This is a genomic window from Streptomyces sp. NPDC002138 (assembly GCF_040296485.1).
GTDB lineage: Bacteria > Actinomycetota > Actinomycetes > Streptomycetales > Streptomycetaceae > Streptomyces.
The window spans coordinates 1-11,539 of sequence record NZ_JBEOXE010000120.1 but is presented as its reverse complement, the minus strand read 5'-3'; the positions used below and the strand labels follow the sequence as shown (position 1 = coordinate 11,539).

Annotated in this window: 9 protein-coding genes; 8 read left to right on the top strand and 1 reads right to left on the bottom strand. The window is 74.7% G+C overall.

Features of this window, described 5'->3' with window-relative positions:
• The first annotated feature begins 117 nt into the window (after positions 1–117).
• The 8 genes from ABT084_RS36950 (at position 118) to moeZ (ending at position 9,655) form a co-directional block, all read left to right on the top strand.
• The gene (locus ABT084_RS36950) at positions 118–1,029 is read left to right on the top strand and encodes an ABC transporter permease (protein WP_351053958.1); all 912 of its coding nucleotides are present in this window, start codon (positions 118–120) and stop codon (positions 1,027–1,029) included.
• A complete protein-coding gene (locus ABT084_RS36945; protein WP_351053955.1) occupies positions 1,026–2,018 on the top strand; it encodes an ABC transporter permease in 993 nt (330 codons plus the stop codon). Before ABT084_RS36950 ends, ABT084_RS36945 begins: the two co-directional genes overlap by 4 nt.
• Positions 2,015–3,649, top strand: a complete 1,635-nt coding sequence (locus ABT084_RS36940) for a dipeptide ABC transporter ATP-binding protein (protein WP_351053953.1) — start codon at positions 2,015–2,017, stop codon at positions 3,647–3,649. Before ABT084_RS36945 ends, ABT084_RS36940 begins: the two co-directional genes overlap by 4 nt.
• A gap of 174 nt (positions 3,650–3,823) precedes the next feature.
• Positions 3,824–5,395, top strand: a complete 1,572-nt coding sequence (locus ABT084_RS36935; protein ID WP_351053950.1) for a DUF3492 domain-containing protein — start codon at positions 3,824–3,826, stop codon at positions 5,393–5,395.
• The gene (locus ABT084_RS36930; RefSeq protein WP_351053947.1) at positions 5,392–6,588 is read left to right on the top strand and encodes a hypothetical protein; all 1,197 of its coding nucleotides are present in this window, start codon (positions 5,392–5,394) and stop codon (positions 6,586–6,588) included. The genes ABT084_RS36935 and ABT084_RS36930 overlap by 4 nt, the downstream gene beginning before the upstream one ends.
• A gap of 59 nt (positions 6,589–6,647) precedes the next feature.
• Positions 6,648–7,643, top strand: coding sequence for an NAD-dependent epimerase/dehydratase (locus ABT084_RS36925; RefSeq protein WP_351053944.1), 996 nt, complete (start codon positions 6,648–6,650; stop codon positions 7,641–7,643).
• The gene (locus tag ABT084_RS36920) at positions 7,631–8,395 is read left to right on the top strand and encodes a spherulation-specific family 4 protein (protein ID WP_351053941.1); all 765 of its coding nucleotides are present in this window, start codon (positions 7,631–7,633) and stop codon (positions 8,393–8,395) included. The genes ABT084_RS36925 and ABT084_RS36920 overlap by 13 nt, the downstream gene beginning before the upstream one ends.
• An 81-nt stretch (positions 8,396–8,476) precedes the next feature.
• Positions 8,477–9,655 carry an adenylyltransferase/sulfurtransferase MoeZ gene (moeZ, locus tag ABT084_RS36915; protein ID WP_351053938.1) on the top strand — a complete coding sequence of 393 codons (1,179 nt, stop codon included), beginning with the start codon at positions 8,477–8,479 and terminating at the stop codon, positions 9,653–9,655.
• A 66-nt stretch (positions 9,656–9,721) separates the two neighbouring features.
• On the opposite strand, the gene ABT084_RS36910 is transcribed toward moeZ, so the two are convergent.
• On the bottom strand, positions 9,722–11,275 hold the full coding sequence (locus ABT084_RS36910; protein ID WP_351053936.1) for an alpha/beta hydrolase: 1,554 nt from the start codon (positions 11,273–11,275) through the stop codon (positions 9,722–9,724).
• Positions 11,276–11,539 lie beyond the last annotated feature (264 nt).

Below are 11,539 nucleotides of genomic sequence, written 5' to 3'. Positions count from 1 at the left end.
TCCACCACCCCCCCCCCGCCCTTCTTTTCCTCTGGGCGGGTCCCCCTCCCCCCCTTACCCCCCCCCCCCCCCCCCGGCGGGGGGGGGGGGGCCCCGGCCGCGGGGGCCGCGCGCCAGGTGTGGCGCCGGCTGCGGCGGCGGCCCGCCGCCCTCGTGGCCGCCGGTGTGCTGGTCCTGCTCGTCCTCGTCGCCCTCGCCGCTCCGCTGCTCGCGCAGCTCGCCGGCCAGGACCCGAACGTCTACCACGACGACCTCGTGGACTCGGCGCGCGGCGGAGTCCCGATCGGCTCCTTCGGCGGAGTCTCCGGGGACCACTGGCTCGGCGTGGAACCGGGCACCGGCCGCGACCTCTTCACCCGGCTGCTCGAGGGGGCGCGGATCTCCCTGCTCGTCGCGCTCGGCGCGACCGTCGTCCAGGTCGTCCTCGGGGTGGCCGCCGGACTCGTCGCCGGGCTCGGCAACCGCTTCGCCGGACAGGTCGTGGGCCGGATCACCGACGTGATGATCGCCCTGCCCATGCTCGTGCTCGCCATCGGGCTGACCGCCGTCGTACCGCCCGACTTCCCCCGGCCGCTGCTGCTCGTCGTGGTCATCGGGCTGCTCGACTGGGGCGGCACCGCCCGGATGGTGCGGGCCCAGACCCTCACCCTGCGGGGACTGGACTTCGTCGAGTCCGCCCGGCTCTCGGGCAACGGCACCCTGCGCATCGCCCGCCGCGAGCTGCTGCCCTCGCTGGCCGCGCCCGTCATCACCCTCGCCGCGATCAAGGTACCCACCAACATGGTGATCGAAGCCTCGATGTCCTTCCTCGGGGTCGGCGTCAAGCCGCCCACCCCGTCCTGGGGGCAGATGCTGTCCAGCGCGCAGACCTGGTTCCGCGCCGACCCCGCCTACGTCCTGCTGCCCGCCGGGCTGCTCTTCGTCACCGTGCTCGCCTTCACCGTCCTCGGCGACGGCGTCCGCACGGCCCTCGACCCGCGCGCGGTCTCGCGCCTGCGGGTCGGCACCGGAAAGGAGCGCTCGGCGTGACCCGCTTCGTGCTCAAACGGCTCGGCGGCGCGGTCCTGGTGCTGCTCGCCCTCTCCGTCATCGTCTACGCCCTCTTCTACCTCGCCCCCGGCGACCCCGCCCGCCTGGCGTGCGGGGAGCGGTGCAACCCGGCGCAGATCGCCCAGGTGCGCGAGCGGCTCGGACTGAACGACTCCGTGGCCGTCCAGTACCTGCACTTCCTCCAGGGGCTGCTCGCCGGCCGCGACTACTCCGGCGGCGCCGGACGCGTCCTGCACTGCGACGCGCCCTGCCTCGGCTTCTCCTACCGCAGCGACCAGGACGTCACCGCGCTGATCCTGGACCGGCTGCCCGCCACCTTGTCGCTGGCGCTGGGCGCACTGGTCATCTGGCTCGTGATCGGCGTGGGCACCGGACTGCTGTCCGCGGTCCGCCGGGGCGGCTTCCTGGAGCGGGCGCTGACGGTGGTCACCCTCGCGGCCACCGGAACCCCCGTCTTCATCCTCGGGCTGCTGCTGCTCATGGCCGTCTGCGCCTACCTGCGGTGGCTGCCCTTCCCGACGTACGTGCCGTTCGGCGAGGACCCGGAGCAGTGGGCCTGGAACCTGCTGCTGCCCTGGTTCACGCTCGGCTTCTACGAGAGCGCCAAGTACGCCCGCGTCACGCGCAGCGCCACCCTGGAGACGCTCGCCGAGGACCACATCCGCACCTTCCGCGCCTACGGCGTGGGGGAGCGGGCGATCGTGACCCGGCACGCCGTGCGCGGCGCGGTGGCCCCGGTGATCGCGCTCAGCGCCGTGGACTTCGGCACGATGATCGGCGGCGCCGTGCTGACCGAGTCGCTGTTCGGGATCCCCGGACTCGGCAAGACGTTCATCGACGGGGTGCGGGTCGTCGACCTGCCGGTCGTGGTGGGCGTCGTCCTCGCCATCGGCGCGGCCGTCGTCGCCGCGGGCGCCGTCGCCGACGTGCTGTACGCCGTCGCGGACCGAAGGGTGGCCCTCGCATGACCGGATCACTGGTGGACGTCACCGATCTCGTGGTCGACTTCCCGCACGGCGGACCGGGGGAGTACACCCGCGCCGTGGACGGGATCTCCTTCACCCTGGAACCGGGCCGGGCCCTGGGCATCGTGGGCGAATCCGGCAGCGGCAAGTCCACCGTCGCGACCGCCCTGCTCGGGCTCCACCGCGGCACCGGCGCGAAGCTCGGCGGCACGGTCCGGGTCGGCGGTGTCGACGTCGCCACGGCCTCGCCCGCCGCCCTGCGCGCGCTGCGCGGGGGCGTCGCCGCGATGGTCTTCCAGGACCCGCTCAGCTCCCTCGACCCGTACCACGCCATCGGCGACCAGATCGCCGAGGTCCACCGGGTGCACGCCGACGTCTCGCGACGCGCCGCCCGCGCCCGCGCGGTCGAGGTGCTGGACCGGGTCGGCATCCCCGACGCGGTACGCCGCTCCCGCGCCCGGCCGCACGAGTTCAGCGGCGGCATGCGCCAGCGCGCCCTCATCGCCATGGCCCTGGCCTGCGAACCCCGGCTGCTCGTCGCCGACGAGCCGACCACCGCGCTCGACGTCACCGTGCAGGCCCAGATCCTCGACCTGCTGCACGAGCTCCGCGCCGAACGCGGCCTCGGGCTGGTCCTGGTCACCCACGACGTGGGGGTGGCCGCCGAGAGCGTGGACGAACTGCTCGTGATGCGGCGCGGTCGCGCCGTGGAGCACGGCCCGGTGGCCGGGGTGCTGGCCGCGCCGGGGGACCCGTACACCAAGGAGCTGCTCGCGGCCGTGCCCCGGCTGGACGCCCCGCGGGCGGGTGGGCCGCCCGCGGAGGTCCGTACGCCCGTGGTCGAAGCGGTCGGCCTGCGGCGGGAGTTCGGGCGGGGCCGCAAGCGCGTCACCGCCGTCGACGGGGTCTCGCTCACCGTCGCCGAGGGGGAGACCCTCGGCATCGTCGGGGAGAGCGGCAGCGGCAAGTCCACCCTCGGGCGGATGCTCGTCGGCCTGCTGGACCCGACCTCCGGCAGCGTCCGCCGCGCGGGGCGCGAGGGGTCCGGCGTCGGCCCGGGCGTCCAGATGGTCTTCCAGGACCCGGTGTCCTCCCTCAACCCGCGCCGGAGCATCGGCGAATCCATCGCCGACCCGCTGCGCGCGGCGGGGGAGCGCGACGAGGACGCCATCCGGTCCCGGGTCGGCGAACTGCTCGTCCGGGTCGGCCTGGAGGCGGCCCACCACGACCGCTATCCGCACGAGTTCAGCGGCGGCCAGCGCCAGCGCGTCGGGATCGCCCGCGCGCTCGCCCCCCGGCCCCGGCTGATCGTCTGCGACGAGGCGGTCTCCGCGCTGGACGTCACCACGCAGGCCCAGGTCACCGCCCTGCTGGCGGAGATCCAGCGGGAGACCGGCATCGCGCTGGTCTTCATCGCCCACGACCTCGCGGTGGTCCGCCAGGTCAGCGACCGGGTCGTGGTCATGCGCCGCGGAGAGGTCGTCGAGGAGGGACCGGTGGACGAGGTGTACGACCGGCCGCGGCACGCCTACACCCGGCAGCTGCTCGCGGCGGTGCCCTCCCTGGACCCCGCCCTGGCCGCCGCACGCCGCGCCGCCCGGGCCCCGCGGGAGGAGGTTCCGCACGCCGCCTGACGCAAGTCTTAGCGCGGTCGAACGCGAACCGTACGGGAAAGTTACGACTCTTCACCCCTTCCGGTGGCGCGATGGACAACCGTCCGTCGCGCCTTCGGCATATCCGCTTGAGTTCTCGCGGCGGGTCACCGGACCGACGGAGGCCGCCTGAACGGGAGATCGGGGGTGCCACTCGTGCGGATCGCACTGCTCACGGAAGGTGGTTATCCGTATGCGACGGGCGAAGCGAGGCTGTGGTGCGACCGGCTGGTGCGCGGACTTCCGCAGCACGAGTTCGAGCTGTACGCGCTGAGCCGCAGCGCCGGGCAGGAGGAGCGCGGCCGGGTGGAGCTGCCCGCCCACGTCACGCGGGTGCGGACGGCCCCCCTGTGGGCCCCCGACGACGACGGCCGGACCTACTCGCGCCGCGAACGGCGCCGGTTCCTGGCCTGTTTCACCGACCTGGTGCGCGGGATCTGCGCCGCCGAGGACGACCCCTTCACCGCCGGGCTGTACGGCCTGGCCGAACTGGCCCGGGACCAGGGCGGGCTGTACGCGGCCGTGCGCTCCGAGACCGCGGTGCGGGCCGTCGAGTCGGCCTGCAGGGCCCCGGGCGCGAGCCGCGCCGTCCAGGCCGCCCAGGTGCCCGACCTGCTCGCGTTCGTCGACGAGCTGGAGCGCTCGCTGCGCCCGCTCAGCCTGGACTGGTACGAGGAGCTCGGCGCCGTCGACGTCTGCCACGCCGCGGCGGGCGGCCTGGCCGCGCTGCCCGGACTGGTGGCCAAACGCTTCTTCGGGGTGCCGCTGCTGGTCACGGAGTACGGCGTCCAGCTCCGCGCGCACTACCTGGAGCACACGGAGGAACGCCCGGCGCTGCGGGCCCTGCTCGGCGCCTTCCAGATCCGGCTCGCCTCCGAGATCTACGCCCGGGCGGACCTCCTCACCCCCGGCAACGCGCACGCGCGGCGCTGGCAGGAGCGCTGCGGGGCCGCCCGGGAGCGGGTGCGCACGGTCTACCCGGGGATGGAGGCGGACCGATTCGCCACCGTCGGGGAGGCTGCCGACCACGGCGACCCGGCCACGCTGGTGTGGGTGGGCCGGATAGAACCGGCCAAGGACCTGATCGCGCTGCTGCACGCGTTCGCGGAGGTGCGGCGGGCCGAACCGGGCACCCGGCTGCGGATCTTCGCGACCGCGGCGGCGCCGGGGTACTTGGCCGACTGCCGCTCGCTCGCGGCGCAGCTCTTCCCGGACGAGGCGGCGAACGCGGTGACGGTCGGCGAGAGCCCCGTCACCTTCGAGGAGATCGGCGGGCCGGAGGCCCCGGCGCTGCCCGACGCGTACGGCTCCGCCCCGGTCACCGTGCTGTCCTCGGTGGTCGAGGGCTTCCCGATCCGGCTCGTCGAGGCGATGTTCTGCGGCCGGGCCACGGTCTCCACCGACGTGGGCGCGGTCTGCGAGGTCATCGGCGGTACGGGCCTGGTGGTCCCGCCGCGCAATCCGCGCGCCCTCGCGGACGCCTGCCTGACCCTGCTGCGCGACCCCGAACGCGCGCGGCGGCTGGGCGCGGCGGCGCGGGCGCGGGCGCTGGAGCTGTTCACCGTCGAGCAGAACGTGGCCGCCTTCCGCGAGATCTACCTCCAGCTGATCGCCCGGGCCGCGGCCCGCCCACCCGGCGACGCCCCCTTCACGCATCCGCCGGAGGCCCGCGTGCCGGGCCACTGGACCACCCCGACGTGGGCCCCGTCCCCGGAGGCGACGGTATGACGACCCACCCGGACACCACCCCGACGCTGTTCGACCTGGCGCGGCGACCGGTGCTGGTCCCGGCGCCGGAACCGGGCCGGGACGCGGACGCGGGGCTGAACCTCGACACCGGCCCGGACCCGGACACCGCGACGCACGCGCCGTCCCCGGTCCCGGCGGCGTCCCCGTCCCTGTCCCCGCCCCCGTCGGACGAGACGACGCTCGTGCTCCGGCTGGCGCCCGCGCTCCCGCCGGAAACGGAGTGGGAACCGGCGCCGGAACCGGATCCGGCACCGGACCCGCGGCCCGATCCCGGGCCCGGATCCGTCGCGCCCCCCGGCCGCCCCGTCACCGGGCGGCGGCGGGGCAGCGGCGACCCGGTCAAGGCGCTGCTGCACCGCCACCGGGAACTGTGCGAGCGGGCCGTCGACCCGCTGGAGATCGCCGCCGGCCTGGAGGCCCACGGGATCACCGACCGGACCGCCGCGCGGTTCCGGCACCGGGACGTCTTCTCCCTCGCGGAGGAGCTGTACGCCCGGGTCCCGCGCGGCGAGCTGCCCGGCGCCCCCCGGGCCGCCGCCCCGGCCGGGGCCGACGCGGCGGACCTGAGGGGGGCGGCGTACGCGCTGGTCCCCGGCGCGCTCGCCCTCGGCGCCGCCCTGATCGGCGGATCCGCCCCCTGGGTGGCCGTCCTCGCCGTCGCGCTCACCGTCGCCGGGCTGACCCGGCCGCGCCCCGGCGGGCGCCGCCCGCCCTGGTCGGCCTGGGCGCTCACCGCCGCGGCCGCCGGGTACGCCGCGTACCGCCTCGGCACCCCGCTGGGCGTCGGACTCGCCCTGGCGGCGGCCCCCGCGCACTGGTGCGACGCGGTCTTCGCGGCCCGCGCGCGACGCCGCCTCGCGGGGAGCCGGGCGCTGGAGGACTTCGCGGCGGGGGTCCGGCCCCTGCTCGTGGTGGCGGTGGCCGCCTTCACCGGCCTCGCCGCCGTCCCGCTCGCCCTCGTCGGCGCCCCGCTCGCGGCCGCCCTGCCGCTGGCGGTGCTCCTCTTCCTGACCCGGCTGCTGGTCCGCCACACGCCGCCCCGGGTCCCGGCGGCCATCGCCCTCGCGGTGGCGCTGATCCCGAACCCGGTCGCCGCCGCCGCGGCCGCCGCCGGGCTGCTCGTCCACGCCACGGTCGCGCTCTCCCGCGCATCCGCACACGCACAGACCTGACCGCGCCAACAAGGAGAAACAGACATGACCGGCCAGCCAAACGACCACGGGGCCGCGCGATGAGGGTGCTGCTGATCGGAGCCAACGGTTACCTCGGCCGCTACGTCGCGGACCGGCTGCTCGCCGACCCCGCCGTGCAGCTCACCGCCCTCGGCCGCGGCGACGACGCGGACGTCCGCTTCGACCTCGCCACCGGCAGCCCCGGCGCGCTCACCCGCTTCCTCGACGCCGTCCATCCGGGCGTCGTCATCAACTGCGCGGGCGCCACCCGCGGCGGTGCCCGCGAGCTGACCCGGCACAACACCGTCGCCGTCGCGACGATCTGCGAATCGCTGCGGCGCAGCGGCTGCGGGGCCCGGCTGGTGCAGCTGGGCTGCGCGGCCGAGTACGGGCCCAGCCAGCCCGGGTCGTCCACGGCCGAGGACGCCGTGCCGAGACCCGGCGGGCCGTACGGCGTCAGCAAGCTGGCCGCCACCGAGCTCGTCCTCGGCTCCGGCCTGGACGCGGTCGTGCTGCGGGTGTTCTCGCCCGTCGGCCCCGGCACCCCCGCCGGCTCCCCGCTCGGCCGGCTCGCCGAGGCGATGCGCCGCGCGATGCAGTCCGGGGACGCGGAGCTCAAGCTCAGCGGGCTCGGCGTACAGCGCGACTTCGTCGACGTACGGGACGTGGCGCGGGCCGTCCACGCGGCCTCGCTCTCCGCCGCGCAGGGCGTCGTCAACATCGGCACCGGCCGCGCGGTGCGGCTGCGCGACGCGGCCGCCGTCCTGGCCCGGGTCGCGGGCTACGGCGGTGCCATCCACGAGCTCGACGCACCGCAGCAGCCGCACGCGCACCCCGGCCGCCCCCCGGGCCTGGCCGCGATCGGCTCCCCGCGCGCCGAGGCCACGGCCGAGCAGCTGGCCGCCGCCCCGCCGCCGTACCCGTACCCGGACGGCTGCGGCACCTGGCAGCAGGCCGACGTCCGCACGGCCCGCGACCGGCTCGGCTGGCGTCCCCGGATCAATCTGGAGGAGTCGCTGGCGGACATCTGGATGGAGGCGGCGTGCCGCATCTGACCACCCCGCCCGGGTCCCGGCTGCCGGCCACCGAGGCCGGCCGGCTGGGCCTCGGGGTCCCCGGGTACGGGCACCCGCTGGTCGCCCCCGCCGAATGGGCCGAGCTGTCCCGGCCCGGCACCCCGCTGCACTGGGCCGTCCTCAACGTGGCGGGCGGCCCCGGGCAGCGGCCCGACCCGCACTGCTCGGAGGCGGCCGTCCGGCTCCGGGAAGCGGGCGGGACCGTACTCGGTCATCTCGCCCTGCGCAACGGCGAGCGGTCCTTCGGCGAACTGATCTCGGACGCCCACCGCTTCGTCGACTGGTACCGGGTCGGCGGCTTCTACCTGGCCGGTGCCCCGGCCGACCGGGCCGGGCTGGACGCGGTGCGCAAGGTGACGGACACCCTGCGCACGCTCGGGACCGGCGGGAACGTCCCGCACCTGGTGCTCGGGCACGGCACCCACCCGTACGAGGGCTACACCGAGGTCGCCGACCAGCTGGTCACCTTCTCCGGGAGCTGGGCCGACTACCGCTGGTCGCAGGTGGCGGAGTGGACCTCGGAACATCCGCCGGAGCGGTTCTGCCACTTCGTGCACGGGGTGCCGCGCACGCACCTGGAGGAGGCCGTGCGGGTCGCCCGCTGGCAGGGAGCGGGCACGATCTGGTTCACGGACCGGCTCGGAACGCGCGCGGGAAGCGACCCGTGGGCGTCGATGCCCGGGTACTGGGACGAAATCGTCTCGCGGATCGGGACGAGTGTCTCGGAATGAAGTGGGCCGTGGCAGTGTTGCGGAACAGAACAACACTTTAAAGCTCCCCGCTGGCGCGGGGATGACCCGCCTGGAGTGCCCGTGTCGCTGCCACCCCTGGTAGAGCCAGCTGCTGAGCTCACCGTTGACGAGGTCCGTCGGTACTCCCGCCACCTGATCATCCCGGACGTCGGGATGGACGGGCAGAAGCGCCTGAAGAACGCCAAGGTGCTCGCGGTGGGCGCCGGCGGCCTCGGTTCCCCCGCCCTGATGTACCTGGCCGCGGCCGGCGTCGGCACGCTGGGCATCGTGGAGTTCGACGAGGTCGACGAGTCGAACCTGCAGCGCCAGATCATCCACAGCCAGGCGGACATCGGCCGCTCGAAGGCGGAGTCGGCGCGCGACAGCGTGCTCGGCATCAACCCGTACGTGAACGTGATCCTCCACGAAGAGCGGCTCGAGGCCGAGAACGTGATGGAGATCTTCAGCCAGTACGACCTGATCGTCGACGGCACGGACAACTTCGCCACCCGTTACCTGGTCAACGACGCCTGCGTGCTGCTGAACAAGCCGTACGTCTGGGGCTCGATCTACCGCTTCGACGGCCAGGCCTCGGTCTTCTGGTCCGAGCACGGTCCGTGCTACCGCTGCCTCTACCCGGAGCCGCCCCCGCCGGGCATGGTTCCCTCCTGCGCCGAGGGCGGCGTGCTGGGCGTGCTCTGCGCGTCCATCGGTTCCATCCAGGTCACCGAGGCCATCAAGGTCCTGACCGGCGTCGGCGAGCCGCTGGTCGGCCGGCTGATGATCTACGACGCCCTGGAGATGCAGTACCGCCAGGTCAAGGTCCGCAAGGACCCCGACTGCGCGGTCTGCGGTCCGAACGCGACCGTCACCGAGCTCATCGACTACGAGGCCTTCTGCGGCGTCGTGTCGGAGGAGGCCCAGGAGGCGGCGCTCGGCTCGACGATCACTCCCAAGCAGCTCAAGGAGTGGATCGACAACGACGAGCCGATCGAGATCATCGACGTCCGTGAGATCAACGAGTACGAGATCGTCTCGATCCCCGGCGCGAAGCTGATCCCCAAGGGCGAGTTCCTGATGGGCACCGCCCTCCAGGATCTGCCGCAGGACAAGCGGATCGTCTTGCACTGCAAGACGGGTGTCCGCAGTGCGGAAGTCCTCGCGGTCCTGAAGTCCGCGGGCTTCGCGGACGCGGTGCACGTCGGCGGCGGCGTCATCGGCTGGGTCCACCAGATCGAGCCGGAGAAGCCGATCTACTAGGCGGTTGATGCGAAGGGGCCCCGCCGTGCGCCATGCGCGCGGCGGGGCCCCTTCGTGTGTCCGGGGTCAGGCGGCGGGGGTGCAGACGGCCTTGGCCGCCGGGACCTTCCCGTCCAGCAGGTAGGCGTTCACCGCCTTCTGCACGCAGGCGTCGCCGCTGTTGTACGCGCCGTGCCCCTCGCCCTTGTACGTCAGCTCCACGCCCACGCCCGAGCCGAGCCGCTCCACCATCTTCTGGGCGCCCTCGTACGGGGTGGCCGGGTCACCGGTGTTGCCGATCACCACGATCGGGGCGGCGCCCGGGGCGCTGACGTCCGGGGTGTCGAAGGCGCCCTTGACCGGCCAGTCGGTGCAGCCCAGCAGGCCCCAGCCGAGGAAGTCGCCGAAGACGGCGGAGGCGGCGCGGAAGGCGGGGAGCTTGGCCTTCGTCTGCGCCAGCGTGTAACGCTCCTTGGAGTCCGCGCAGTTGATCGCCGTGTTGGCGGCGCCGATGTTGTTGTAGGTGCCCTTGGGGTCGCGGCCGTTGAGCGCGTCCGACATGACGAGCAGCAGCTGCCCCTGGCCGCCCTCGGCCTCGTCCAGGCCCTGCTCCAGCAGCGGCCAGGCCTCCTTGGAATACAGGGCGTAGGCGATGCCGTTCGTCGCGGCCGAGGCGGTCAGCTGCCGGCCGCCGGCGCCCTCGATGGGCTTGGCCGACAGGGCCTTCTGGAGCTTCACGATGTTCGCGTCGATCTCCTTGGCGGTGCTGCCCTGGAGGCGGCAGGCGTCCCCGCGGTCGATGCAGTCCTGCTCGAAATTGCCGAGGGCCAGCTGGAAGCCCTTCGCCTGGCCCAGCGCGCCCTCCTCGGAGGTCTTGGTCGGGTCGACGACCGCGTCGAAGACGGCCCGGCCGACGTTCTTCGGGAAGAGGTGGGCGTAGACCCCGCCCAGCTCGGTGCCGTAGGAGATGCCGAAGTAGTGGAGCTTCTCGTCGCCCAGCGCCTGGCGGAGCCGGTCGAGGTCACGGGCCGCGTTCTCGGTGCCGACGTACGGGAGGAGCTTGCCGGAGTTGCGGACGCAGCCGTCGCGGTACGTCTTGATCCCGGCCAGGAACGCCTGTTCCTGGGCCGGGGTCTGCGGGGTGTTGTCGGCGGCGTAGTACCGGTCGAGCTGGGCGTCGCTCTCGCAGAGCACGGGGGCGCTGCGGCCGACCCCGCGGGGGTCGAAGCTGACCAGGTCGTAGCGGGCGCGCAGGCCCGCGTATTCCTTGGCGGCGCCTGGGAGGGCGGCGACGCCGGAGCCGCCGGGGCCGCCGAAGTTGAAGATCAGCGACCCGATGCGGGAGGACTGGGGGCCGGTGGCCCTGGCCCGGATCAGGGCGAGGGGGATGCTCTGGCCGCCGGGGTCGGCGTAGTCCAGGGGGACGTCGAGGGTGGCGCACTCCCAGTCCTTGCCGGGGGGCTGGCCGGTGCCCTGGGCCGCGTCCGGGGCGGGGCAGGGCTTCCAGACGGGGGCGGGCGGGGCGCCGGGGGCGTTCTCCTTGCCCTTGGTGGTGTCCCGGCCGGCGTCGGAGCAGGCGCCGGTGGAAAGCAGCGCGAGGGCAAGGGCGACGGAGGCGGTGACCCGCAGGGCATTGGGCATACCCCCATCCTGTCCCCCCCCACCCCCACCCCGCCCCCGCGCTGACCCATCCGTGTCCGGGCCCCCGGGTTGCGGCGCCGACGCGGCCCCATCACCCCCGCGGGCACACTCGGCCCCGCCCAATGCAGCCCCGCCGGCGTTTGAGGCGCCGCCGGAGGCCCGCGGCGATGGCGCGACCCAATCGGCCCCGCCAAAATCAGCCTCGCCGGCGTTTGAGGCGCCGCCGGAGGCACGGGAACCTCGAGCCCCCTACCGGTCCCAGCC